Source organism: Colwellia sp. PAMC 21821 (assembly GCF_002077175.1).
GTDB lineage: Bacteria > Pseudomonadota > Gammaproteobacteria > Enterobacterales > Alteromonadaceae > Cognaticolwellia.
Genome location: NZ_CP014943.1, coordinates 3,205,987 through 3,232,483, shown reverse-complemented (window position 1 = coordinate 3,232,483; position 26,497 = coordinate 3,205,987). Strand labels below are relative to the sequence as shown.

16 protein-coding genes, 6 tRNA genes and 2 rRNA genes are annotated in these 26,497 nt (G+C 40.7%); 3 read left to right on the top strand and 21 right to left on the bottom strand.

Going from position 1 to position 26,497, the window contains the following annotated elements; translation table 11 throughout:
- Positions 1 to 2: 2 nt before the first annotated feature.
- The 6 genes from A3Q33_RS13750 to nadA all read right to left on the bottom strand — a co-directional run bounded on the left by A3Q33_RS13750 (position 3) and on the right by nadA (position 7,667).
- A 23S ribosomal RNA gene (locus tag A3Q33_RS13750) occupies positions 3 to 2,896 on the bottom strand.
- Positions 2,897 to 3,304: 408 nt separating this feature from the next.
- Positions 3,305 to 3,380, bottom strand: a tRNA-Ala gene (locus A3Q33_RS13745).
- 117 nt (positions 3,381 to 3,497) lie between these two features.
- Positions 3,498 to 3,574, bottom strand: a tRNA-Ile gene (locus A3Q33_RS13740).
- A gap of 132 nt (positions 3,575 to 3,706) precedes the next feature.
- Positions 3,707 to 5,251: ribosomal RNA gene (locus A3Q33_RS13735) — 16S ribosomal RNA — on the bottom strand.
- Together the 16S and 23S rRNA genes with 2 tRNA genes alongside form the textbook arrangement of a ribosomal RNA operon.
- Before the next feature lie 1,018 nt (positions 5,252 to 6,269).
- Positions 6,270 to 6,357 (bottom strand) — tRNA-Ser (locus tag A3Q33_RS13730).
- A 263-nt stretch (positions 6,358 to 6,620) separates the two neighbouring features.
- Positions 6,621 to 7,667 carry a quinolinate synthase NadA gene (nadA, locus tag A3Q33_RS13725; RefSeq protein ID WP_081180437.1) on the bottom strand — a complete coding sequence of 349 codons (1,047 nt, stop codon included), beginning with the start codon at positions 7,665 to 7,667 and terminating at the stop codon, positions 6,621 to 6,623.
- 275 nt (positions 7,668 to 7,942) lie between these two features.
- Here nadA and A3Q33_RS13720 point away from each other — a divergent pair, with 275 nt between their 5' ends.
- A complete protein-coding gene (locus tag A3Q33_RS13720; protein WP_081178562.1) occupies positions 7,943 to 8,959 on the top strand; it encodes an IS110 family RNA-guided transposase in 1,017 nt (338 codons plus the stop codon).
- Between the two features lie 513 nt (positions 8,960 to 9,472).
- Here the strand turns inward: A3Q33_RS13720 and A3Q33_RS13710 are convergent.
- The 15 genes from A3Q33_RS13710 to A3Q33_RS13640 form a co-directional block, all read right to left on the bottom strand.
- Positions 9,473 to 9,548 (bottom strand) — tRNA-Lys (locus A3Q33_RS13710).
- Between the two features lie 85 nt (positions 9,549 to 9,633).
- A tRNA-Lys gene (locus A3Q33_RS13705) sits at positions 9,634 to 9,709 on the bottom strand.
- Between the two features lie 44 nt (positions 9,710 to 9,753).
- Positions 9,754 to 9,829 (bottom strand) — tRNA-Lys (locus A3Q33_RS13700).
- A 147-nt stretch (positions 9,830 to 9,976) separates the two neighbouring features.
- Entirely contained in the window at positions 9,977 to 10,765 is a 789-nt protein-coding gene (gene ybgF / locus A3Q33_RS13695; protein WP_081180436.1) for a tol-pal system protein YbgF, read from the bottom strand.
- A 12-nt stretch (positions 10,766 to 10,777) separates the two neighbouring features.
- On the bottom strand, positions 10,778 to 11,332 hold the full coding sequence (gene pal, locus A3Q33_RS13690; protein WP_081180435.1) for a peptidoglycan-associated lipoprotein Pal: 555 nt from the start codon (positions 11,330 to 11,332) through the stop codon (positions 10,778 to 10,780).
- Between the two features lie 43 nt (positions 11,333 to 11,375).
- Positions 11,376 to 12,722 (bottom strand): Tol-Pal system beta propeller repeat protein TolB, encoded by a 1,347-nt coding sequence (gene tolB, locus A3Q33_RS13685; protein WP_081180434.1) that lies wholly within the window; start codon positions 12,720 to 12,722, stop codon positions 11,376 to 11,378.
- A gap of 32 nt (positions 12,723 to 12,754) precedes the next feature.
- Complete coding sequence (gene tolA, locus A3Q33_RS13680; protein WP_081180433.1) at positions 12,755 to 13,651, bottom strand: cell envelope integrity protein TolA; 897 nt, start codon at positions 13,649 to 13,651, stop codon at positions 12,755 to 12,757.
- Entirely contained in the window at positions 13,651 to 14,079 is a 429-nt protein-coding gene (gene tolR / locus A3Q33_RS13675) for a protein TolR (RefSeq protein WP_081152305.1), read from the bottom strand. The genes tolA and tolR overlap by 1 nt, the downstream gene beginning before the upstream one ends.
- Positions 14,080 to 14,093: 14 nt before the next feature.
- The gene (gene tolQ / locus A3Q33_RS13670) at positions 14,094 to 14,777 is read right to left on the bottom strand and encodes a protein TolQ (protein ID WP_081180432.1); all 684 of its coding nucleotides are present in this window, start codon (positions 14,775 to 14,777) and stop codon (positions 14,094 to 14,096) included.
- The gene (ybgC, locus tag A3Q33_RS13665) at positions 14,767 to 15,177 is read right to left on the bottom strand and encodes a tol-pal system-associated acyl-CoA thioesterase (RefSeq protein ID WP_081180431.1); all 411 of its coding nucleotides are present in this window, start codon (positions 15,175 to 15,177) and stop codon (positions 14,767 to 14,769) included. Before ybgC ends, tolQ begins: the two co-directional genes overlap by 11 nt.
- A gap of 604 nt (positions 15,178 to 15,781) precedes the next feature.
- Positions 15,782 to 16,786, bottom strand: a complete 1,005-nt coding sequence (ruvB, locus tag A3Q33_RS13660) for a Holliday junction branch migration DNA helicase RuvB (RefSeq protein ID WP_081152300.1) — start codon at positions 16,784 to 16,786, stop codon at positions 15,782 to 15,784.
- Between the two features lie 108 nt (positions 16,787 to 16,894).
- On the bottom strand, positions 16,895 to 17,512 hold the full coding sequence (ruvA, locus tag A3Q33_RS13655) for a Holliday junction branch migration protein RuvA (protein ID WP_081152299.1): 618 nt from the start codon (positions 17,510 to 17,512) through the stop codon (positions 16,895 to 16,897).
- A 127-nt stretch (positions 17,513 to 17,639) separates the two neighbouring features.
- Entirely contained in the window at positions 17,640 to 18,167 is a 528-nt protein-coding gene (gene ruvC, locus A3Q33_RS13650; RefSeq protein WP_081180430.1) for a crossover junction endodeoxyribonuclease RuvC, read from the bottom strand.
- Between the two features lie 137 nt (positions 18,168 to 18,304).
- Entirely contained in the window at positions 18,305 to 20,089 is a 1,785-nt protein-coding gene (gene aspS / locus A3Q33_RS13645; protein ID WP_081182607.1) for an aspartate--tRNA ligase, read from the bottom strand.
- Positions 20,090 to 20,249: 160 nt separating this feature from the next.
- The gene (locus A3Q33_RS13640; protein WP_081180429.1) at positions 20,250 to 23,045 is read right to left on the bottom strand and encodes a transporter substrate-binding domain-containing protein; all 2,796 of its coding nucleotides are present in this window, start codon (positions 23,043 to 23,045) and stop codon (positions 20,250 to 20,252) included.
- A gap of 217 nt (positions 23,046 to 23,262) precedes the next feature.
- Here A3Q33_RS13640 and cmoA point away from each other — a divergent pair, with 217 nt between their 5' ends.
- Positions 23,263 to 23,997, top strand: coding sequence for a carboxy-S-adenosyl-L-methionine synthase CmoA (gene cmoA, locus A3Q33_RS13635; protein WP_081180428.1), 735 nt, complete (start codon positions 23,263 to 23,265; stop codon positions 23,995 to 23,997).
- Between the two features lie 4 nt (positions 23,998 to 24,001).
- On the top strand, positions 24,002 to 24,967 hold the full coding sequence (gene cmoB, locus A3Q33_RS13630) for a tRNA 5-methoxyuridine(34)/uridine 5-oxyacetic acid(34) synthase CmoB (protein WP_081180427.1): 966 nt from the start codon (positions 24,002 to 24,004) through the stop codon (positions 24,965 to 24,967).
- Positions 24,968 to 26,497 lie beyond the last annotated feature (1,530 nt).

The following is a 26,497-nucleotide window of genomic DNA, read 5'->3' as shown; positions in this document are numbered from 1 at the left end:
GTATGGTTAAGCCTCACGGGTAATTAGTATTGGTTAGCTCAATGCCTCGCAGCACTTCCACACCCAACCTATCAACGTTGTAGTCTCCAACGACCCTTTAGGGAGCTTAAAGCTCCAGTGAGAACTCATCTCAAAGCCTGCTTCCCGCTTAGATGCTTTCAGCGGTTATCAGTTCCGAACGTAGCTACCGGGCAATGCTATTGGCATAACAACCCGAACACCAGCGGTTCGTCCACTCCGGTCCTCTCGTACTAGGAGCAGCCCTCTTCAATTCTCAAACGCCCACGGCAGATAGGGACCGAACTGTCTCACGACGTTCTAAACCCAGCTCGCGTACCACTTTAAATGGCGAACAGCCATACCCTTGGGACCGACTTCAGCCCCAGGATGTGATGAGCCGACATCGAGGTGCCAAACACCGCCGTCGATATGAACTCTTGGGCGGTATCAGCCTGTTATCCCCGGAGTACCTTTTATCCGTTGAGCGATGGCCCTTCCATACAGAACCACCGGATCACTATGACCTACTTTCGTACCTGCTCGACGTGTCTGTCTCGCAGTTAAGCTGGCTTATGCCATTGCACTAACCGTACGATGTCCGACCGTACTTAGCCAACCTTCGTGCTCCTCCGTTACTCTTTAGGAGGAGACCGCCCCAGTCAAACTACCCACCAGACAGTGTCCCCAAGCCCGATAAGGGCCCTAGGTTAGAACATCACGCATACAAGGGTGGTATTTCAAGGTTGGCTCCACTTCATCTAGCGACAAAGTTTCAACGCCTCCCACCTATCCTACACATGTAGGAGCAATGTTCACTGTCAAGCTATAGTAAAGGTTCACGGGGTCTTTCCGTCTAGCCGCGGGTATACGGCATCTTAACCGCAATTTCAATTTCACTGAGTCTCGGGTGGAGACAGTGTGGCCATGATTACGCCATTCGTGCAGGTCGGAACTTACCCGACAAGGAATTTCGCTACCTTAGGACCGTTATAGTTACGGCCGCCGTTTACCGGGGCTTCGATCATGAGCTTCTCCGAAGATAACCCAATCAATTAACCTTCCGGCACCGGGCAGGCGTCACACCGTATACGTCATCTTTCGATTTTGCACAGTGCTGTGTTTTTAATAAACAGTTCCAGCCACCTGGTTACTTCGACTCTCCGATGCTTACGCCGCAAGGGCTTCACATTAGAGAGCGTACCTTCTCCCGAAGTTACGGTACTATTTTGCCTAGTTCCTTCACCCGAGTTCTCTCAAGCGCCTTAGTATTCTCTACCTAACCACCTGTGTCGGTTTGGGGTACGGTTCCTATATATCTGAAGCTTAGAAGCTTTTCCTGGAAGCATGGCATCAATGACTTCAACTCCGTAGAGTCTCGTCTCGTATCTCAGCGTTTAAATGAAATCCCGGATTTACCTAAGATAACCGCCTACGTACTTTCACACGGACTACCAACGCCGTGCTCACCTAGCCTACTCCGTCCCTCCTTCGCAATATATAGAAGTACAGAAATATTAATCTGTTTCCCATCGACTACGCGTTTCCGCCTCGCCTTAGGGGCCGACTTACCCTGCCCTGATTAACATGGGACAGGAAACCTTGGTCTTTCGGCGGGGGAGTTTTTCACTCCCCTTATCGTTACTCATGTCAGCATTCGCACTTCTGATACCTCCAGCAAGCTTTACAACTCACCTTCAACGGCTTACAGAACGCTCCCCTACCACTTGAACCTAAGTTCAAATCCGCAGCTTCGGTGACTAGTTTAGCCCCGTTACATCTTCCGCGCAGACCGACTCGACTAGTGAGCTATTACGCTTTCTTTAAAGGATGGCTGCTTCTAAGCCAACCTCCTAGCTGTCTATGCCTTTCCACATCGTTTCCCACTTAACTAGTACTTTGGGACCTTAGCTGGCGGTCTGGGTTGTTTCCCTCTTCACAACGGACGTTAGCACCCGTAGTGTGTCTCCCGCATATCACTCATTGGTATTCGGAGTTTGCAAAGGGTTGGTAAGTCGGGATGACCCCCTAGCCTTAACAGTGCTCTACCCCCAATGGTGTTCGTGCGAGGCTCTACCTAAATAGATTTCGGGGAGAACCAGCTATCTCCCGGCTTGATTAGCCTTTCACTCCGACCCACAAGTCATCACCGCATTTTTCAACATACGTGTGTTCGGTCCTCCAGTTGATGTTACTCAACCTTCAACCTGCCCATGGGTAGATCGCCGGGTTTCGGGTCTATACCCTGCAACTAAACGCGCAGTTAACACTCGCTTTCGCTACGGCTCCCCTATTCGGTTAACCTTGCTACAGAATATAAGTCGCTGACCCATTATACAAAAGGTACGCAATCACTAGACTAAATCTAGCTCTCACTGCTTGTACGTATGCGGTTTCAGGTTCTATTTCACTCCCCTCACAGGGGTTCTTTTCGCCTTTCCCTCACGGTACTGGTTCACTATCGGTCAGTTAGGAGTATTTAGCCTTGGAGGATGGTCCCCCCATGTTCAGTCAACGTTTCACGTGTGCCGACCTACTCGATTTCATGATAAGTTTATTTTCGTGTACGGGGCTATCACCCTGTATCGCTCTACTTTCCAGTAGATTCCACTAACTTACAAACCACTTAAGGGCTAATTCCCGTTCGCTCGCCGCTACTAAGGAAATCTCGGTTGATTTCTTTTCCTCGGGGTACTTAGATGTTTCAGTTCTCCCGGTTCGCCTCATTAAGCTATGTATTCACTTAATGATACCCAACTTACGTTGGGTGGGTTTCCCCATTCGGATATCTTTGGCTATAACGGTTTTTATCACCTCACCAAAGCTTTTCGCAGATTAACACGTCCTTCATCGCCTCTAACTGCCAAGGCATCCACCACATACGCTTAGTCACTTAACCATACAACCCCAAGTAGTTTCCTATTTGGTACACCGCGGAGACTAATCCACAGCAATTGTAAAGTCTGACATTTTCACGCACACAAAGTGTGTCTTGAATAAGAGTGGTAACAAATTTAACTCGTAAAAGTAAAAACTTATTACCGGGTTGATTACGTTTCCGAGGAGGAACCGTAATCACCATTATTAACAGGCGATATTCCCATTAATAACAGCTTGGTATTTATAATTTATGAACAACAGCGCGACACCGTGTTCATCATATAAATACCGGTATTTATATCAGCTTTCCAGATTGTTAAAGAACTCAATAAATGCGCGCATTCGGCATAAATCGTGGTTTAAAAAACCAAACTTAACTCATCAACTTTTGATAGTTTAAGTTTGGTCTCTTTCTTTAGAGAAGAAGTGGTGGAGCTAAGCAGGATCGAACTGCTGACCTCCTGCGTGCAAGGCAGGCGCTCTCCCAGCTGAGCTATAGCCCCGCAATGGGAAACATCTAGCTAAAACAAACTCAGATTTACGTGTTTTACAAGGCGGAAGGATGCGAAGTGTAGGCTTTTCTACACGAGTATCTTTCCAACGCCGTAAAAATCGTAAATTGGTAGGTCTGGGCAGACTTGAACTGCCGACCTCACCCTTATCAGGGGTGCGCTCTAACCAGCTGAGCTACAGACCTATTTCTCTTTCAAGAATTGTTGTCCGAAGCTTAGATGTTTGGACTTCTTCTAATTCGTTATCATGTAATTTGTGTAGACACTCGTAGAACACTCTCGAAAGAGAATTCTCATTAAGCTGTTTTACTTCAAGATAAGGAGGTGATCCAACCCCAGGTTCCCCTAGGGTTACCTTGTTACGACTTCACCCCAGTCATGAATCACAAAGTGGTGACCGTCCTCCCCGAAGGGTTAAACTAGCCACTTCTTTTGCAACCCACTCCCATGGTGTGACGGGCGGTGTGTACAAGGCCCGGGAACGTATTCACCGTAGCATTCTGATCTACGATTACTAGCGATTCCGACTTCATGGAGTCGAGTTGCAGACTCCAATCCGGACTACGACAAGCTTTGTGGGATTCGCTCCACCTCGCGGTATTGCTGCCCTCTGTACTTGCCATTGTAGCACGTGTGTAGCCCATCCCGTAAGGGCCATGATGACTTGACGTCGTCCCCACCTTCCTCCGGTTTATCACCGGCAGTCTCCTTAGAGTTCCCGACATAACTCGCTGGCAAATAAGGATAGGGGTTGCGCTCGTTGCGGGACTTAACCCAACATTTCACAACACGAGCTGACGACAGCCATGCAGCACCTGTCACAGAGTTCCCGAAGGCACAAGTCTATCTCTAGTCTCTTCTCTGGATGTCAAGGGATGGTAAGGTTCTTCGCGTTGCATCGAATTAAACCACATGCTCCACCGCTTGTGCGGGCCCCCGTCAATTCATTTGAGTTTTAACCTTGCGGCCGTACTCCCCAGGCGGTCAACTTAGCGCGTTAGCTACGCCACCCACAGATCAAGTCTACAGACGGCTAGTTGACATCGTTTACGGCGTGGACTACCAGGGTATCTAATCCTGTTTGCTCCCCACGCTTTCGTGCCTCAGTGTCAGTCTTTGTCCAGGTAGCCGCCTTCGCCACTGATGTTCCTTCCAATCTCTACGCATTTCACCGCTACACTGGAAATTCCACTACCCTCTACAAAACTCTAGCTTGCCAGTTCAAAATGCAGTTCCCAGGTTGAGCCCAGGGCTTTCACATCTTGCTTAACAAACCACCTACGCACGCTTTACGCCCAGTAATTCCGATTAACGCTTGCACCCCTCGTATTACCGCGGCTGCTGGCACGAAGTTAGCCGGTGCTTCTTCTGCGAGTAACGTCACAGCTAGCAGTTATTAACTACTAACCTTTCCTCCTCGCTGAAAGTGCTTTACAACCCGAAGGCCTTCTTCACACACGCGGCATGGCTGCATCAGGCTTTCGCCCATTGTGCAATATTCCCCACTGCTGCCTCCCGTAGGAGTCTGGGCCGTGTCTCAGTCCCAGTGTGGCTGATCATCCTCTCAAACCAGCTAGAGATCGTCGCCTTGGTAAGCCATTACCTTACCAACTAGCTAATCTCACTTGGGCTAATCAATGAGCGAGAGGTGCCGAAGCGTCCCCCCCTTTGGTCCGTAGACGTTATGCGGTATTAGCAGTCGTTTCCAACTGTTGTCCCCCACTCAAAGGCATATTCCCAAGCATTACTCACCCGTCCGCCGCTCGTCAGCAGATAGCAAGCTATCTCTGTTACCGCTCGACTTGCATGTGTTAAGCCTGCCGCCAGCGTTCAATCTGAGCCATGATCAAACTCTTCAATTAAAAATCGTTTGTGATGCTCACCTTAACTCACCGAAGTGAACCAAGAAAAGACATCTGCTCAATGAATTCTGTCGTGTTTCTATCTATCCGACTAAAGAAGATAAAAACTACATAAAACGTATTATTTAAATCCGAAGACCTAAATGATACTTATTTTTTGTGTGACATCATATTAAGCTGTTTTTTTTGTTATCCGAAGATAACTATGTAAAATCAACATTAATGTGAGTGTCCACACAAATTGCATGATAACTAATTGTTAAAGAACGTTAGTTTAAACTCGAAGTAAAAAACTAACCGAAACAAAATCTCATTCGCTTTGCTTCGTTGCTGCAGGCCTTGCCTGAAGCGAGATGCGCATTCTACGCAACTCAGTTTTAATGTCAACGTTTTATTTCGTTTTTTTAAACTTTCTTTTCAGAAGATTCAAAACCCTACTTTAAAACATTACGTTAACCAATTTGGCCTAAACCGCGTTAGATAACTTATTAAAACAGCCCGTTGGGGTTACCCCTTGGAACTGGAGCGCATTTTAGAGATTTCTCGCCTCACGTCAACACCTAAAGTGCATTTAATTTCAAAAAAGTGTTTGTTTGCTTTTTAATTACACAACGTGAGCAAATATGCATCAGGAACAGCATAAAATCACAATAAAAGGCGTAGCAATAAAGACTTTCACTAAAGTAAATACCTCAACTTTACCTATATATTGCTCTCATACGATTAAATTAACTTAAGTATTTGAGCAGTTTTCCTTAACAAAAGAGTTTATACGCCATTTGGTATTGCTTATATTTATTATAATTGGCTTTTACTTCATTAAACGCTTCGTTATTGGCTAGTACATTTCAATAAGTACATCACTGTATAAGAGCATTACAGTAATAGTACGCAAAACATTACATACTTATAAATGATACAAGCGATATTTTGGTCAGTTAAATGTAAATTCTAGACACAAAAAAAGCCGCTAGATAACTAGCGGCTTTTTTTGGCAATATACGAATTGCATTTCCTATGGCGGTGAGGGAGGGATTCGAACCCTCGAAGGCTTGCGCCTTACACACTTTCCAGGCGTGCTCCTTCGGCCACTCGGACACCTCACCATTATAAAACTTGAATTGTTAACGTGCTTCCAACACGGTTTGGTTTTAAGCCGATTAGCACGCGGGGCGTGTCATTGCAACTTTGGCGGCCAATCGGACACCTCACCGTATTTTCTACTATATACTGAGCTCCATGTACTGAGCTCCATGTACTGAGCTCCATGTACTGAGCTGCGCTATGTTAGGAAAATAATCTTCATAACGCAACCTAATTCAAATAAAGTTAAAGTGGTTGCTTATTTAACAAGCAGCTTATTTTAAATTTACTTATTTTGGTTCATTTCCAAATTAAAGTTAAGCATGCGATCAAGTGACTTAAGTGCGCCTGTGCGCAATTTCATATCAACAAAAACTTCACGACCTTGTGGGTTTAATAATGCTTCTTCAATTTCTTTTAAACCATTCATTGCCATCCAAGGACAGTGTGCACAACTTTTACAAGTTGCGCCCTCACCTGCCGTTGGTGCTTCAAAGAACTCTTTGTCGGGACATAGTTGCTGCATTTTATAAAAAATACCGCGATCTGTAGCCACAATGAATTTTTTGTTTGGTAGTGCTTGAGCCGCTTTAATTAATTGGCTTGTTGAACCTACAGAGTCAGCAAGGTCGATTATTTCCGCCGGTGATTCAGGATGGACAAGCACAGCCGCGTCAGGATGAAGTGTCTTCATATCCATTAGCGCTTTAGTTTTAAACTCATCATGAACAATACAAGCACCTTGCCACATTAACATGTCAGCACCAGTTTGCTTTTCAATGTATGCGCCTAAGTGACGGTCAGGACCCCAGATAATTTTTTCACCCAAGCTATCAAGATGCTCGACAATTTCTAAAGCACAAGATGAGGTTACTATCCAATCAGCGCGCGCTTTGACAGCGGTAGACGTATTTGCATATACAACGACGGTTCTGTCTGGGTGTTGATCACAAAAAGCATTAAACTCTTCGATTGGACAGCCTAAATCTAGTGAGCATGTCGCTTCTAATGTTGGCATAACCACTGTTTTTTCGGGAGTAAGCACTTTTGCTGTCTCTCCCATGAAGCGAACACCCGCTACAATTAGCGTGTCAGCTGGATGGTTATTACCAAATCTCGCCATTTCTAGTGAGTCGGCAACACAACCACCCGTTTCTTCGGCCAGAGCTTGAATTTCAGGATCAGTATAATAATGTGCAACAAGCACAGCGTTTTTTTCTTTCAATAGAATTTTGATGCGTGCTTTATATTCTTCACGTTCTACATCACTTAATGGTGCAGGCTTTTTCGGAAATTGAAAGTCAAAATCAACGGCTAAATTTGCTTGGGTCATATATATTCTCAATGAGTGCCTTAAAAAACGTGAGAATTATAAGGTATAGAAGAATAAAAGTGTACTAATACCAATTGAAATAAATAATCGATCATTTTAAGGCGGTTTAAATCGTCAATAACTGCGTTGTTTTCAATCCCAATAGCCAGCTATTACTCAATCAAACGCCTTGCCTGCAGGGATAATGGTATGGACCCACTCCAACTTTATTTCCGGCCTCTTTAGGGCCAAAATGAAAGTGATAACAATCATTTATAAAAGCGGAGTGGATCAACATGAAGATTACTACAATCGGTTTAGACATTGCAAAATCAATTTTTCACATGTTCGCTGTGAATAAAAATGGGCGATTTGTAAAAAAGAAACAATTAAGAAGAAAACAAGTGTTGAGTTTCATGGCAACATTAGAGCCTTGCCTAATTGTAATGGAAGCTTGTGGCAGTGCGAACTACTGGGCTAGAAAATTTATTGAATTGGGGCACCAAGTAAAACTTATTGCGCCTCAATATGTAAAACCCTTCGTTAAAGGCAATAAAAATGATTATAACGATGCCGAAGGTATTGCAGAGGCAGCGCAACGCCCGACCATGAGGTTTGTGCCAATTAAATCGATAGAACAACAAGATATTCAAAACTTCCATCGACAACGTGAACGCATAAAGAAAGAACGTAAAGCATTAGCAAGTCAGATACGAGGCTTGTTAGGAGAATATGGCATTGTCATCAATAAAGGTATTTCTGCAATTCACAATGAACTGCCGGATATTTTAGAGGATGCGACAAATGAGTTAACGTATTTAAGTCGGGAGATATTTAATGAGTTATGGCTTGAATTTCAAGTCACAGAAGTGAAGTTTAAAGCGTGTGAAGTTCGCTTAAACACGATGAATAAAGAAAATGAAATATGTGTTCGCTTAGATGAAATATTAGGTATTGGAGCAATCACAGCTAGCGCTACTTATGCAGCTGCAGGAGATGGAAAAGACTTTGTAAATGGTCGACATTTTTCGGCATGGCTTGGGCTTGTTCCTGGGCAGCATTCAACGGGTGGAAAGGCCACCTTACTCGGTATAAGTAAACGCGGTAATAGTTATTTAAGAACACTATACATCCACGGGGCCCGGGCAGTATTAAGGCACAGTGAAAACAAAACTGACCGATTTAGTTTGTGGGCACAAGCGTTAAAATCCCGACGAGGACACAACAAAGCATGCGTTGCTGTGGCGAATAAAATAGCAAGAATGGCTTGGGTAATAATGGCGAAGGGGGAAAGTTATCGCCCGGCTATATAAATAAAGCTCAAAACTGAAGCAAGTTAGATTGGTTTCAGTGATGAGATAACAGTAAAACCCTTTTACTTCAGTTGCAAAAGATAAATTAATCGGATGGTAAGATAGTCAGACTGGCTTGCACAAAACCTGGTACCTGCATTGGCTAATAAAAAAGCCGGAGGGATGATGAGGAGTGTGAGCGCAAAAAACCATCGGGGCCAGAAGGTAAAAATCCTTCATAAACAGGCCGGATATATGAGAGCAATGATTTTCTCTTACATAACGATTAAATGTCTTGCAAACGGAGTGGGTCCATATATGCAGGTACTTATGTTTAGTCTGGAACAATAAACATGTATTCTTGAACAATTTATCCAAGCTTAAAATTGGTCAATAACTTATTACATTTGGTATAAGAATGTGTGTGAATGAGTATTTGGGATATAAAATATAAATAAAAGAAGAGAATAACTTATTAAGTTAATTAAATAATATTAAGAAGTATCTATGTGGAGTTTAATGAAAATTTAAAAGTGGTCGGTCGTGAAGGATTTGAACCTTCGACAAATTGGTTAAAAGCCAACTGCTCTACCAACTGAGCTAACGACCGATAAACTACTTTTAATTTTTTAGAATGAAATAACGATACGCTATTTCAATGCCACTGACTCTTAACATAAAAGGCTAAGAAGAAGTGGTCGGTCGTGAAGGATTTGAACCTTCGACAAATTGGTTAAAAGCCAACTGCTCTACCAACTGAGCTAACGACCGATATATACTTCAAAAACAAATACCCAAACACTCTTTGGTAAAAGTGGTCGGTCGTGAAGGATTTGAACCTTCGACAAATTGGTTAAAAGCCAACTGCTCTACCAACTGAGCTAACGACCGGTATTTGTTTTGCGTTGCCCTACTCGGTCAACGCGGGGCATATAATACTCATAATATTTTTAAGTGCAACAACAATCTTCCGCTTTTTTAAACTTTATTGTTTGTTCGAACAAAAAGTCGTCAATGCGTACAAGTTATCAGCAGTAATTATGGTTTTATACTATTTAATCTTGGTTGCGCTAATTTAGCAGCACTTGAATTAGGATACTCAGCGATGAGTTTCTTATATACCGCAATAGCTTTATTTTGGTTATTTTCTTTTTGTTCAACCATAGCAAGCTTCAACATTGCGTCACTACGTTTGCTAGAATCAGGGTAATCACTCACCACGACATCAAATTCTTGACGTGCTTTCGTTAATTCACCTTTATTAAATAATAGCTGTCCTAACCAATAATGGGCATTAGCTGAATAACTAGAATTAGGGTATCTTTTATTGAATGCCTCAAACTCAGGAATAGCTTGATCGTAACGCTTATCTTTAAGCACCATATTCACAGCACGATCATAGGCTTCATTTTCAGTTAAGTTATTACTGTAATTTACCTTACCTGCGCTATCTGTTGGAGCAATAATTGTCGCGGATGTTTGATTCGCTGGTTTTAATGCTTCTGATACTCTGCGATCAAGCTCTTGATACAACTCGCGTTGACGGTCAAGCACTTGGCTCAATTGATAAGTGTGTAATTCAGTGATGCCACGAAGTTCATTGACTTCATTTTGCAACTCGTCAAGTTGTCGTTGCACGTTTACTTGTGCACGGTTACGAGCATCAAGTTTACGTTCAAGACTAACGAGCTGTTCACTTAAGCTTGATTGGGCACCATTTGAAAGCGTGCCTGCGGTAACTTCAATAACAGGAGCAGGTTCTGCTGCTACTGCCAAATTGGCAGCAACAGCAAACGACATCCCGAATAGAATACTATTGGGTTTCATTAAATTACCTGATTAGTAGACCAAAACTGCACGACGGTTTTTAGCAAACGCACCTTCGCTACGATCTTTAATCATTGGTTTTTCTTCACCGTAGCTCACAGTACTAAGTTGTGAAGCTGAAACGCCCATATTTTCTAAAAACGTTTCGATAGCTTTTGCACGACGCTCGCCAAGTGCAATGTTATATTCAGGTGTACCACGTTCATCGGCATGACCTTCAATTAACACATTCACATTTGAGTTTTCGTTAAGAAACTTCGCATGTGCATCAAGAATAGCGGCAAAGTCACCACTTACTGATGATTTATCAAAATCAAAATAAACGATATGTTCTGAACGTAGCTTTTCAATTTCTTGACGTTTTTTAGCTTCAATAGCGTCAGCACGTTGCATGGCTTCTACTTTTACACGTTCTGCATCATCACGAGCTTGTTGCTCTGCCATAGCAGCTTGGTTTTTTTGCATCGCACTAGCGTCTTCACTAGCTGAATCAGACGAACTACAGGCTGATAGAGCCATGATTGGTAAAACAACCGCTAAGGCCTTTACTGTTTTATTAAAGCGCATTTTATGTGTCCTTATTATATATAAAGTAAGTTACTAATAATTATTATAAAAATGGTGACCATGAAGGTGACTTCACTTCGCCATTGAGTGCTGGCAATCTTGCCTTAAACCTTCCATCTACGGAAACTAAACTTAGTACCTGACGATTATTATGTAAAGTACTATAAATAATCATTCCACCGTTAGGTGAAATGCTTGGGGATTCATCTAAGCGTGTTGAAGTTAACACTTGGAAAATCCCTGAATCAAAATCTTGCTTTGCTAGATGATACTTCCCGCGTGTGCGATTTACCATCACTAATTGACGGCCATCAGGTGTTAATGATCCACCAAGGTTCATTTCACCATCAAAAGTTAACCTTCTGACTTTACCATCGACTAAACTTACGCGATATAACTGTGCTTTTCCACCTCGTTCTGAACTAAATATCAATGAATTACCATCTGGCGTCCAACTTGGTTCAGTATCAATTGCGCGATGACGAGTGACTCGTCGTAATTTTTTTGTTGCGACATTCATCACATAAAGCTCAGGGTTACCATCTTTCGATAGCACCATAGCTAGTTGCTGACCATTTGGTGACCATTTAGGCGCACTATTTATGCCATCAAATGAGCTTATTAAGTTACGTTGCCCAGAGTAAATATCAATAACATGAATTTGAGCTTGTCTATTTTCAAATGTTACATAAGCTAACTGATTGCCACTTGGATGCCACGCGGGTGACATTAAGGGCTCTCTTGAGCTTAATAAAACATGTTCGTTAAATCCATCATAGTCAGCAACAACTAATTGATAAGGATATTCACCTTGGTCACGAACAATAACATAAGCTATTTTTGTTAAAAATGCGCCGCGTGTACCCGTAAGCTTTTCATAAACAGCATCACTGATACGATGAGCGTAACGGCGAAATTGGTCAGCCCCTACTTCAACAGTACTTTCATCAAGAATATGATCAGAGCTGCGAACTAACTCACCATTACTCAACATTTGTGTTTCACCACCGGTCACTTGGCCACGAATAACGTCAACGAGCTGATATTTGATTTGATAACGCCCTATCGACGTTTCACTTACTTCACCAATAACAACGGCTTCAACGCCCTCACTCGCCCATGCGGTGTAATCGATCTCGCTAGCGTCGTAAGGCGTTTGGGGATAACGTGATTGTTTAATTGGGCTAAATTTACCACTACGAAGTAAGTCATCACTGATCACTTGAGATAAACGCTCTGGCATTACACCAGTGCCTGCCCATTTAAAAGGTACTACTGCAATTGGACGTGCGCTATCAACACCTTCGGTGATAACAATTTCTAAAGTTGCCAACGCTTGTTTTGAAAACATTGAAACAAAGAATAGTAAAAATAAAGTTACGTTTTTCATAGAGTTGATTGTTTTCCTAATTTATACAAAACTTAATTAAATTTGTCAGGTGCTACTGTTAAACTAATTGTTCTCATTTCACGAAATATTTCAGGGTCTTTAGACACAGGTAAAGTACCGGCCTTATATACCGCTGTTTTAGCTGCTTCACAAACTCTTCTGTCACCTTGACCTGTAACGACGTTAGTTACAAACCCTGATGGTGCTAGACTTATCGTTAATTTACAAGATTTACCTTCCATCGTACTACGATCAGTAATCAAATTACGTTTTATAGTTTGTGTGATTAACGCGGTGAATCGTCCAATTTCAGTCATCATCTGTTGGCGTCTAGCTTGTTGACGAGATGCCATTTCTTCAGCCATTTGTTGCTCTAATAACTTTTGCGAAGCTGCACGTTCTCGATCTTCTTCTGCTTGACGTTTACGCTCTGCCACTTTCTTTTTACGTAAATCTTCCGCTTTTTTAGCTGCCTGTTCTTCTTTTATACGTTTAGCTTTAGCTGCCGCTTCATCTGCTTGCTTATTTTCAAGTTCTTTTTGTTTACGTAGTTTCTCTGCAGCATTTGCTTTAGCCTTGGCTTTTTTAGCCGCAATGTCAGCAGCTTTTTTATCTTGTGCTTTTTGCTTACGCTCACGCTCAAGGTTTTTGATGCGCTGCTCTTCTTTTCTTCGTTTCTCTTTAGCCGCCGCAATACTATTTTCAATATCTTTAAGCTTTTGGGCTTCATCAGCCATCTGCTTTTTGATTTTATTAATTTGCGCATCCACTTTACTTTTTTCAATAACGACCGCTTGAATAGGCTCCATTGGTAAAGCACTTGGTGTTGGTTTTGGTGGCGTTGAAAAGTCGCCCCATAACAACACCACAGCCAGCACAATGTGGATACCAAAACTTAACGCGAGTGGCGACGATAACTTCGGTGACACTACTTACTCTCCGGGCTATCAGTCATTAAACCAACTGATGGCACACCTGCCACTTTTTGTAATAACACCATTAATTGAATAACTGCATCATATGAAACAGCGCCATCGCCATTAACAACAACAGGTGTATCGGGTGCAGATTTTAAATGTTCTTTCACCAGGGCGGCAACTTCTTGTGCCGACATAGGTTCATTTTTACTGATACCGACCGCCAAATAATAATTGCCCTTTGCATCGACTGATGCAACTAATGGGGGTTTCATATCTTTACTTAGCGGTTCAGAATCAGCTTGCGGCAAGTCTACTTTAACGCCTTGTGTTATTAGGGGTGCTGTTACCATAAAAATAATCAGCAACACTAACATTACGTCAATATAGGGCACGACATTTATCTCAGCAACCTTGCGGCGTCTAACTCGATTATACATAGTTAATATCTACCTTAGCCGTGTTGTTCTGTCGCTGTTTGTCTTTGTAAAATACTTGAAAACTCTTCCATAAAGTTACCGTAACTATTTTCAAGTTTTTCAACATTGTGACTAAAACGGTTAAATGCCATTACCGCAGGAATAGCAGCAAACAAGCCCATGGCCGTTGCGATTAATGCCTCGGCAATACCCGGCGCAACCATGGCAAGCGTTGCTTGCTCAACTGCACCTAAGGCGATAAATGAATTCATGATGCCCCACACCGTGCCAAACAGACCAATATATGGACTTATTGAGCCAACAGTGGCCATAAAGGGTAAGTGGGTTTCTAAACTATCAACCTCTCGTGACAGCGCAACGCGCATTGCCCGATGTGTGCCGTCAACAATCACTTGCGGTGCGTAAGCATGAGATTTACGCAGACGGGCAAATTCACGAAAGCCTGAAACAAAAAGGTTTTCAATACCGTCTATGTGCTCTTTTGCAGAAACTTCGCTGTAGAGCTTACTTAAATCAGCACCACTCCAAAACTTATCTTCAAAGCTTTGTAATTGTACCCGTGCGGCCATCAACACTTTACGGCGTTGAAAAATCATGGTCCAACAGGCAATTGAAAAACCTAATAACGTCAACATGACCAGTTGAACTAATAAACTGGCGTCTAAAAATAAGTCAAAAAATGAAATCTCAGCTGACACGTTTTAATGCTCCTAATATGCTGTTTGGGATACTACAAGGTTTAGCGATAGATAAATTAACACAAGCGACTTTAATTTCAGCCGTACATAATGTTAACTGATTTTGATTCACAATCTGCTGTGAAAATATCAAACTAGCAGACTTCAATCGGCTTATTGAACTGGTTATTATTAACAAATCATCGAGTTTGGCAGATGCTTTGTTGTCCATCGCAACCTTTGTGACCACAAAGCCGATGTTTTGTTCTAAAAATATTGATTGATTAATACCAAGTTCCCGCAGCCACTCTGTACGGGCGCGTTCAAAAAACTTTAAATAGTTAGCATAATAGACGATACCTCCGGCATCGGTATCTTCATAATAAACGCGAACCTTGTGTTGGTAATTGCTTAATGACATTTAATTTATTCGATTTAACTTAATATAAAATTTCAAGTGCTTATCTTAATAGATAAAGCTCACACCCGACAAGGGCTAAGACACATTCTTTCTCACTATTTCAGCATTAAGTTGAATTAACTTTCATCTATTAGAATACTTTCACTCATAAGACTATATTAGCAATACCATTAAGCGGCTAACTACGGGGTTATGACAAAACATTTCGCATTAGTTTTTCTAATGATTAAGATAAAATATTTTCGTTTGATTTGATTGGCTCATCGGACTAGAATAGCGTTGTTTTCTGGACTAGCGCACGAATTTTGTTTCGCTGACAAATATTCATGTAGCCCATAAATGTTTTGAATAGGTGTTGTTGCCTTTCTCTCTGATATTTTATAGGAACCCCATTTCCTTCTTACAACTTACATTCTAAGTTGGCCCACATATTTTATGTGGGCTTTTTTTTGCCTAAAATATCAAAATATATTCATAATGACCTGATATAAGTTATATATAGCTTTTGCCAGGCACATAAAACAACGTGTTTAGCCTAATACTGGCACTCTATTAAACGTAAAAAAGCACCCGAAGGTGCCTTTGTAAAAAACAAGCTAAGTCGTTAGCTTGGAAAGTCTAGGCCAAAATGTAGATAAGCTCGACTAGTGGCAATTCGCCCCCGCGGTGTTCGCTGTAGAAAGCCTTGCTGGATTAAAAAAGGCTCAATTACATCTTCAATCGTTTCACGTTCTTCACCAATGGCAGCGGCAACATTATCTAGGCCAACGGGACCACCGCCGAATTTATTAATTATCGCTTCAAGTAATTTACGGTCCATTAAATCGAAACCTTCATTATCGACTTCTAGCATATCTAAAGCACTAGCAGCCGTTGCTTTACTGACAATACCGTCGGTTTTCACGTCAGCGTAATCTCTGACTCGTCGTAATAGTCGATTAGCAATACGTGGTGTACCACGGGAGCGCCTTGCTACTTCAAATGCCCCCGCTTGAGCAATTTCTAAATTTAAAAAATGGGCTGAACGCATCACAATTTCAGTTAACTCTTGCGTGTTATAAAATTCTAACCGTTGAACTATGCCAAATCGATCGCGAAGTGGTGATGTTAGCGATCCAGCGCGAGTAGTTGCGCCAATTAAAGTAAAGGCGGGTAAATCAAGCTTTATGGAGCGTGCTGCAGGCCCCTCACCTATCATAATATCTAGCTGATAGTCTTCCATAGCAGGATAGAGAATCTCTTCTACTACCGGACTTAAGCGATGAATTTCATCAATAAACAAAACGTCATTTTCTTCAAGGTTCGTCAGTAATGCCGCTAAGTCGCCAGCTTTTTCCAACACAGGTCCTGAGGTTGTACGAATGCTTACACCCATTTCATTAGCCACTATGTTGGCTAAAGTCGTTTTACCTAAACCTGGCGGGCCAAATATTAATAAATGATCCAGCGGCTCTTGTCTTTTCAATGCAGCAGCTATGAAAATATTCATTTGAGACTTTACATGTTCCTGCCCAGTATAATCTGACAGCATTTTTGGCCGAATAGCTCGGTCAACCGTTTCATCTTCACGGCTAGCTATTGGTTCAATTAATCGATCTGCTTCTATCATGTATTACTCTTTGGAAAATTACGGCTTTACACGCTAAACGGTACTATTTACAAATAAATTACCGTCATATGACTTAAATTAGTTTAGCTTAATTTGAATTAGCTTAATCTATAACATCGCTTTTAAAGCATTGCGGATCAAGTCTTCGCTACTTTTATCAGCTTCAAATACTGACTTCACCGCTTTATCTGCTTGTTGTTGACTATACCCTAAAGACACTAGAGCGTTAATAGCATCACCTCGGTTATCGCTAACAAACGCATTGGCTTGGTTAACATCTGTAGGCATCATACGAACGAGTGCATCACTACTGTCAGTTTGCCAATCTTTTAATCTGTCACGCATTTCAATCAACAAACGCTCTGCTGTTTTCTTGCCAACACCCGGAATTTTCACAATCGTGGTTAAGTCGTCATGGATGACACAACTGACAAATTGATCGGCAGACATGCCGGATAAAATAGCTAAGCCTAGTTTTGGTCCAACACCATTAACTTTGATCAATAAGCGAAACAGTCTTCGTTCCACTTTATTAGCGAAACCATAGAGTAGTTGTGCATCTTCACGAACAACAAAATGGGTATATAAGGTTGCTTCTTGGTTAACTTCGCCTAGCGCATAAATGCTGGTCATTGGCATGGTTACTTCATAGCCAACTCCATGACACTCGATTAAAATTTCGGGAGCCATTTTTTCTATTAATATGCCACGTAAACGTCCAATCACGGCTTAACCTTTTTACTTGATATGATATATGAGGTCACCATACCACTAGATATTTATACAGTAAAGTTTAAGCCATGAATTATTTGAATCAAGGTGGAATTTTCAACAAGGTAAAGGCAATTAACCTCTAACGTAACCGTCCTCGCACGGTTTTACTGGCTTGGCCTGATAATTTACTGATCGAATCATGGCTATGCGCATGACAAAGTGCGACGGCTAATGCATCTGCCGCATCTGCTTGTGGCGTGCCTGGTAATTTCAAAATAGTTTTTACCATATGCTGCACTTGCGTTTTATCTGCCGCGCCGGTACCCACAACTGATTGCTTAATTTGTCTGGCCGAGTATTCTGCTATTGTTAAACCATTATTAGTGGCCGCAACAATTGCTGCGCCTCGGGCTTGCCCTAGCTTTAACGCTGAGTCAGGATTTTTCGCCATAAACACTTGTTCAATAGCAAACATGTCCGGCTGAAATTGTAAGATAATCTCACTCACGCCAGCAAAAATGGTTTGCAAACGCATGCCTAAATCTTCACCTGCAGCCGTTGCTTTAATGCAGCCGCTGCCTAAATAAATGAAATTTCGACCCTGCTGTTTAATAACACCGTAGCCCGTTAAACGTGAACCAGGATCTATGCCTAAAATAATACTCACTACAAAGTACCTTTAATAATTATTTAAGAGCAATTGAAAAAAAACGCACGAATAAAGCCTAAGTAGCATTCATTCGTGCGTTTTAACTGTTTTTAATATTAAGTGTTCAATCAATATTAAAAATTCTGAAACGAAAGTTATTCTGCTTTTTCGTCAGTATCAGTTTCTTTTTCTAAACAAGCAATGCCTAATTCTTTCAGCTGTGCAGGGTTTGCATGGCCTGGCGCATTAGTTAAAGGACAAGCAGCGGTCGTTGTTTTCGGGAATGCCATAACATCACGAATTGAACTTGCACCTGTCATCAACATCACTAACCGGTCTAAACCAAACGCTAAACCTGCATGAGGAGGCGCGCCATATTGTAATGCTTCGAGTAAGAAACCAAATTTCTCTTGTGCTTCTTCATCACTAATACCCAAAATACGGAATACGGCTGCTTGCATATCTTGATTATGAATTCGTACAGAGCCACCGCCTAATTCACAGCCATTAAGTACCATGTCGTAAGCATCAGATAACGCGCCTACTGGGTTAGCTTCTAATTCAGCCGCCGTTAAGTTAGTCGGAGCGGTAAACGGATGATGAATAGCATGCATGTGTCCATCTGCTTCTTCAAACATTGGGAAATCAACAACCCACAATGGTTTCCACTCACCTTCTAATAATTCAAGGTCTTCACCAATTTTAAGGCGCAGTGCACCTAATGATTCAGTCACTACGTTATAAGTGTCTGAGCCAAAGAAAATAATGTCGCCGGTTTTAGCATTCGTGCGATCTAATAAGGTATTAACCGCTTCTTCAGTTAAGAATTTTAAGATAGGTGATTGCAAACCTTCAAGACCTGCATCACGGTCGTTCACTTTCAACCAAGGCATACCTTTCGCGCCATAAATACCGACAAATTTAGTTAATTCGTCAATACCTTTACGAGAAAATTTAGCTGCACCGCCTGGTACACAGATAACCGCAACTCGACCTTTTTCATCGTTAGCGGGGCCTGAAAACACTTTAAATTCAACATCTTTTAATATGTCAGCAACATCAACAATTTCAAGTGGGTTACGTAAATCTGGCTTATCAGAACCAAAGCGAGTCATTGCTTCAGAATAAGCCATACGTGGAAACTCACCTAAGTCTACGTTAAGTAGCTCTTGGAATAAGCCACGGATCATAGTTTCAGTAACTTCCATCACTTGATCTGAACTCATAAATGAGGTTTCAATATCAATTTGAGTAAATTCTGGTTGGCGGTCAGCACGTAAGTCTTCATCACGGAAACACTTAACGATCTGATAGTAACGTTCCATACCTGACATCATCAACAATTGTTTAAATAATTGTGGTGACTGCGGCAAAGCAAAAAACTGGCCTTTGTGCGTGCGACTTGGTACTAAGTAATCACGTGCACCTTCAGGTGTAGCGGCTGTTAGAATTGGCGTTTCAATATCCAAGAAACCTTGTGACTCAAGCGATGAACGTACCGCTGAAGTTACTTTAGCGCGAAAACGCATACGCTCGGTCATTTCTGGACGACGTAAATCAAGGTAACGGTATTTTAATCGTAATTCTTCAGAGTTTTTTTGATTTGAATCTAAAGGTAAAGGAGCAGACTTATTTAGAATAGTAAGCTCTAAGCCTAAAACTTCTATAGCACCCGTCGCCATATCTTTATTTACTTGGCCATCAGGACGAGCGCGCACTTTACCTTTTACTTGCACACAAAATTCATTACGCAAAGTATTGGCTTTTTCGAGCACATCAGGAAAGTCTGGATCATAAACAACTTGTACAATACCTTCACGATCTCGTAAATCTAAGAAAATTACCGCACCTAAGTCACGACGACGATTAACCCAACCACAAAGTGTGATTTCCTGACCCACATGAGATTCATTAACCTCACCACAATAAAGACTACGCATGTATTTACCCTGAAAATTCGAATAAGCTATATAAGTCATAGATGCTCCGCATGGAAGTCTTAACGCTATAACTTATTATGATAAAAAATTGCCGACATTATAAAGCAATGCTAGGTAAAGTCACCCGACATTCTTTGAATAGTATGAGTTATGTTATGAATTAGACAGCAGAGTCGTCTTTACGATTAAAGGCATAATGATTTTTCCCCGCGGCTTTAACGTCATACATTAACGAATCTGCTATTTTTAATAGCTCGTTATCTGAATCACCATCGTCGGGAAACATTGCAATACCAATACTACAGCCAATCGTCGCACTTACTTCAGATAATTTTATCGGTTGTTGAATCAACTTTAAAACTTTATCAGCAACATATGCAGCCTCATCTTGATTATGTAACCCCGTAAGTAACAGCACAAATTCATCACCGCCAAACCGCACAACCGTGTCAGACTCTCGCACACAACCAGTTAAGCGTGTTGCCACTTCGATTAACAGTTCGTCACCTACATCATGACCATGAGTGTCATTAATATCTTTAAAGCCATCAAGGTCTATAAATAGCACCGCCACTAAAAGCTTTTGTCGTTGGTGAAAAGAAATCGCACTGTTGAGTCTATCTTTCAATAAAACACGATTAGCAAGGCCAGTGAGGTCATCATGAGTGGCCATATATTGCATTTTTTTTTCTAATTTTTTACGGTTTTTAATCTCTAAGTATAAACGGCGGTTCCAAACCATAATAATGATGATGATGAGGGTTATCAGTGCCCCCACTTGCAACGCTACACGCAGTACAACACTTTTATCTAAGCCAGTTTCAATATTCACATCAAACCATTTTTCATAAATTTGCTGACTATCAAGATCTGAAATACTTAAAACCGCTTTATTAAGGATATTTGCTAGCATAGGTAACGATTTATTGACCGCTAAATGGTTACCATTTTTATCCACTTCTTCAAGGACTGACATTGACAAGCTAACCAAACTTTCCCTTTTCAGTAACTCAGTGCCTGATGATAAGCTATCAATATAGCCATCAACTATACCTTTTTGAATAGCTAATAGACCCTCTTCATTATCGTCTACTAATCTTAAGTCAATCAGTGGAAAGTTTTTCCTAATAATAGATACCAAATAGTAACCTTTAGCAATGGCTAAGCGCTTACCACTAAAGTCGGCTAAGTTTAATTGTTTACCGAGTTCACGTGGATGTAAAATAACCCACGGCATACTCCAATATGAGTCAGTAAATAACACTTCTTTTTTACGTTCTTGTGTGGCTACAACACTACCAATAACATCGACATCACCGACTAATAATGCTTGATAAAGCTCGTTAAAACTTTCATGAACAACATAGTCAATTTTAATGTTAAGCCGACTACTCATCAGCTGAAATATATCCGGATTTATTCCCTTAACTTCACCATATTTATCAATAAACTCAACAGGTATCCAGTTTTTGGTTATGCCAAATTTAACGACATTATTATCTTTTACCCACTGTTCTTCTGGCTCTGTTAATGCCAAAACAGCTAATTGGCGTTTAAAAAACGCCGATGTCTTATCTAAATGCCACTTTTTTTCTAACGTGGCTAAGTCAGCTAATACATTTTCACCAAAGCCCTCTACTATTAGTTGGCTTAATTCCGGGTTAACTGTATTGAACACCGCATGAATATCACGTTTAAAAACATAACCATTAAATTTTAAGTAGATGGACTGTAGCTTATATTTAATTAAATAATTTTCAACAATATCACTTTGACCTGCGATAACATCAAGTTCACCCCGCTCTGCAGCTTCAAACATCGCCTCATAATTATCAAAATTAATAATGACAGCACTATTGGCTTTATTTTGAATATCTTTAACAAAGCTCGGTGAAGATACCACGCCAATATTTTTATTCTCAATTTCAGATATATGAAGTATTTTATTGATATTGTTCGATAAAAACAAACCATAATCAATATTATAAATAACCGGCCCTAAAACACTTTCAGAGCTATTTTTCTCACTCGTCACGTTAGGTATATAAATATCGGCAAGGCTATTATCAGTCTGGGTAGATTCATTCGAATCAACAAGGATAAATTCGATATCTTGGTCATTAGCTTTTGCCCATATTTGCCACAACTCAACAAAAAAACCTTGAGCATTACCAGCAAGAGATGTTCCTGAAAAAGGCATTTGATTATTTGAATATGAAAATGTAATCACATTTTCTGACTTGTCACTTATTAGCCATTTCTTCTTAATGGTTAATAGCTCTTGATCAGAAATTTTTTCCATCCCTTGCTTTATAAAATCAATAAGTTGACTTTCTCCTTTAGCGACTGCTGCACTATAGCCACCGGTGTCATAAGTAACTTTCGCAAACGCAGGAAATTGCTGATTAAGTAATTCATACTCTGAAAAATTTTTAGACAGCTTTTCAACACCCGCCATCATCAAAATTTCACCTTCCATGGCAGCTCGATACAGAGCATTACGATTAGAAAAAGACCTTAACGTTAAATTGGGGTACTTGCTTTTAATTGAAATGGCATGAGTTGAACCATCAACAACACCTACGGTATAGGGCGTAAGTTGTGATATGTTTTTTAAATGTGCTATTGAATGATGTAGAAAAAGGTGCCGGCTTTGGGTAAAAAAAGTCATACTAAAATCTAAGTGCTTAGCTCTTTCAGTGCTTTTAAATATACCGGCGTGAATATCCAATTCTCGCTCTTGCACTTGTTTGATGGTTTGTTGCCAATTAAGTGCTACAAATTCCAGCTGAACATTTTGCTTTTTTGCCCATAATTGCCAAAGTTCGACCATCATGCCATCGGCTTGTTGTTCTTTGTCGATAAAATGATAAGGGTAAGAGGTTTTGTTAATGGCAATACGATAAGTTTGTTTAATATTTTGCGCAGAAACAGGCAGCGCCAAAAGCACTGTCATCAAGGTGAACACTATTACTCGTTGCGTAAAATATCTTGAAGCCAATTTAAATTCTCATTATTGTTATTTTAGTTATTGCTGTCAGTAAAATTTGGCAATAAATAGGCTGTTACTGCCTGCTAATGAATAACATAAAAGTACATTGTCTTGTTTATCGTTGAAAATATCAGGTAAAATACCTTTTTATATCTTCTAACGTTAGTATAGCTTTAACATCATGCAAGCATCAGATACCGATTTAATATTTTCTAATAAGCAAAGCAAAATCAAAGATTTTGCTTTCGACGCGCAAGTCGTTGAAGTTTTTCCTGATATGATCAGCCGTTCAGTACCCGGTTATAGTACTATCATCGATACCATAGGTCGACTAAGTCAACGCTATGTTACTGATGATAGCCAAGTGTATGATCTGGGTTGCTCTCTTGGCGCAGCAACACTCGCTATGCGTAAAGGTATAACAGCAAAAAACTGCAAAATTATCGGTATTGATAGCTCTAGCGCCATGGTTGAACGCTGTAAAATGCATGTTAGCGCTTTTAAAGGTGATACCCCGGTTGAGATAATAGAAGATAATATTCTTAATATTGAAATTGAAAATGCCTCAATGGTGGTGCTAAATTTCACCTTACAATTTATCGCACCAGAACAACGTCAGCTATTGTTAAATAAAATAGCCAAAGGTCTCAACCCCGGTGGTTTATTGCTATTGTCAGAAAAAATAGCCCATACCGATACCGTTTGCAATGAGTTACTTGTTGATCTACATCATGACTTTAAACGTGCTAATGGTTACAGCGAATTAGAAATTGCCCAAAAACGTACCGCGCTAGAAAACGTTATGCTCACTGATAATTTAGACACTCATTTAAAGCGCTTGAAACTCGCTGGATTTAACCATAACGCACCTTGGTTTCAATGTTTTAACTTCTTTTCACTGATCGCGATTAAATAAACTAATGATTTCATTTAACAGCTTTTATCAAAAAATAGCCAGTAACCGATTAAGCCATTGGCTAAACACTTTACCCGCTCAACTTACTCAGTGGCGTGAGCAACATTTACATGGCGAATTTGCCCAATGGCAAAAAACCATCACTGCACTGCCTAAAACATCACCATCGAGTATTGATATTAGTACCACGGTACGAGCCGGAGAACGGGCTGATATTAATGATGGCGAGTATAAACGTCTAGAAAATTTACTTAAAAAATTCAAACCTTGGCGCAAAGGCCCTTATCATATTCATGGGCTGCATATAGATACAGAATGGCGGTCAGATTTTAAATGGGATCGCTTAGCGCCACATATAAGTGATTTGCGTAATCGTTATGTTTTAGATATTGGCTGTGGCAGTGGCTATCACTTGTGGCGAATGCGCGGTGCAGGTGCAGAGTTTGTTGTGGGTATTGACCCAACACAATTGTTTTTGTCGCAATTTCAAGCCATACAACATTTTGTACAAGATGACAGCGTTAACCTTTTACCCTTAGGTGTTGAACAGTTACCTGAGCTGAATGCTTTCGATACAGTTTTTGCGATGGGTGTTTTATATCACCGTCGCTCACCGATAGACTTTATTTACCAATTAAAAGCGCAATTAGTCAAAGGCGGCGAGTTAGTGCTAGAAACGTTAGTGGTTGATGGTGATGAAAATACCGTATTAGTGCCGGGTGAACGCTATGCAAAAATGCGCAACGTGTGGTTTTTACCCAGTTGTGACGCTATGTGTGCCTGGCTTGAGCGCTGTGGATTTAAAAATATTCGCGTAGTTAATACCGATATAACTGCGCTTGACGAACAACGTAAAACCGACTGGATAGACACTGAATCATTACAAGACTTTCTTGACCCTAATGATAACAGCAAAACTATTGAAGGCTACCCAGCGCCAAAACGTGCGATATTTATTGCCAATAAATAACTTGATGGTCAAAAATATTTTACCACCGAGGGACTTCGTATTGCACCGAGTAGAGCAAAACAATTAAAGTAAGATCTTGCCGAGCATTTCATTTATTTTCTCATTCTTTTCTTATTCTTTTCTCCCTGTAATACTTAGAAAATGATCCACAAGGAGAAGAGAATGAGAACGGAATGAGGCAAAACAAGGCAAAATATTGATCAACAAATTTCACTAATTTATCGAATTAACAATCTTTATCCCTAATCAGGGTCATTAGCGTAATTCGTTGACGGTCACTTAAGACACAAAATCATTTTACCACCGAGGCGCAGAGGGACTTCATCCTGCACCGAGTAGAGCAAAAAAATTTTAGTAAGATCTTGCCGAGCATTTCATTTGTTTTCTTATTCTTTCCTCATTCATTTCTCCCTGTAATACTTAGAAAATGATCCACAGGGAGAAGAGAATGAGAACGGAATGAGGCAAAACAAGGCAAAATATTGATCAACAAATTTCACTAATTTATCGAATTATAGATATGTATCCCTAATTAGGGTCATTAGCGTAATTCGTTGGCGGTCACTTAAGACACAAAATCATTTTACCACCGAGGTACCGAGAGACTTCGTCCTGCAACGAGTAGAGCAAAAAAATTAAAGTAAGATCTTGCCGAGCATTTCATTTATTTTCTTATTCTTTCCTCATTCATTTCTCCCTGTAATACTTAGAAAATGATCCACAGGGAGAAGAGAAAGAGAACGGAATGAGGCAAAACAAGGCAAAATATTGGTCAGCAAATTTCACTAATTTATCGAATTAACAATCTTTATCCCTAATTAGGGTCATTAGCGTAATTCGTTGACGGTCACTTAAGACACAAAATCATTTTACCACCGAGGCACCGAGATACTTCGTCCTACACCGAGTAGAGCAAAAACAATTAAAGTAAGATCTTAGCTAACTTCACACTTATTCAATATTTACTCATTCTTTTCTCATTCACTTCTCCCTGTAATACTTAGAAAATGATCCACAGGGAGAAGAGAATGAGAACGGAATGAGGCAAAACAAAGCAAAATATTGATCAACAAATTTCACTAATTTATCGAATTAACAATCTTTATCCCTAATTAGGGTCATTAGCGTAATTCGTTGACGGTCACTTAAGACACAAAACCATTGTACCACCGAGGCACCGAGGGACTTCGTCCTACACTGAGCAGAGCAAAAACAATTAAAGTAAGATCTTAGCTAACTTCACACTTATTCAATATTTACTCATTCTTTTCTCATTCACTTCTCCCTGTAATACTTAGAAAATGATCCACAGGGAGAAAACAATAAGGACGGAATGAGGTAAAACAAGGCAAAATATTGGTCAGCAAATTTCACTAATTTATCGAATTATAGATATGTATCCCTAATTAGGGTCATTAGCGTAATTCGTTGACGGTCACTTAAGACACAAAAGCATTGTACCACCGAGGCACCGAGGGACTTCGTCCTACACCGAGCAGAGCAAAAACAATTAAAGTAAGATCTTAGCTA

Bases quoted from the DNA above. Each gene is read 5' to 3' on its own strand.
- nadA (WP_081180437.1), bottom strand. From the start codon at position 7,667: ATGACCCAAGCAAATTTAGCCGTTGATTTTGACTTTCAATTTCCGAAA.
- A3Q33_RS13720 (WP_081178562.1), top strand. From the start codon at position 7,943: ATGAAGATTACTACAATCGGTTTAGACATTGCAAAATCAATTTTTCAC.
- ybgF (WP_081180436.1), bottom strand. From the start codon at position 10,765: ATGAAACCCAATAGTATTCTATTCGGGATGTCGTTTGCTGTTGCTGCC.
- pal (WP_081180435.1), bottom strand. From the start codon at position 11,332: ATGCGCTTTAATAAAACAGTAAAGGCCTTAGCGGTTGTTTTACCAATC.
- tolB (WP_081180434.1), bottom strand. From the start codon at position 12,722: ATGAAAAACGTAACTTTATTTTTACTATTCTTTGTTTCAATGTTTTCA.
- tolR (WP_081152305.1), bottom strand. From the start codon at position 14,079: ATGTATAATCGAGTTAGACGCCGCAAGGTTGCTGAGATAAATGTCGTG.
- ybgC (WP_081180431.1), bottom strand. From the start codon at position 15,177: ATGTCATTAAGCAATTACCAACACAAGGTTCGCGTTTATTATGAAGAT.
- ruvB (WP_081152300.1), bottom strand. From the start codon at position 16,786: ATGATAGAAGCAGATCGATTAATTGAACCAATAGCTAGCCGTGAAGAT.
- aspS (WP_081182607.1), bottom strand. From the start codon at position 20,089: ATGCGTAGTCTTTATTGTGGTGAGGTTAATGAATCTCATGTGGGTCAG.
- A3Q33_RS13640 (WP_081180429.1), bottom strand. From the start codon at position 23,045: ATGACAGTGCTTTTGGCGCTGCCTGTTTCTGCGCAAAATATTAAACAA.
- cmoA (WP_081180428.1), top strand. From the start codon at position 23,263: ATGCAAGCATCAGATACCGATTTAATATTTTCTAATAAGCAAAGCAAA.
- cmoB (WP_081180427.1), top strand. From the start codon at position 24,002: ATGATTTCATTTAACAGCTTTTATCAAAAAATAGCCAGTAACCGATTA.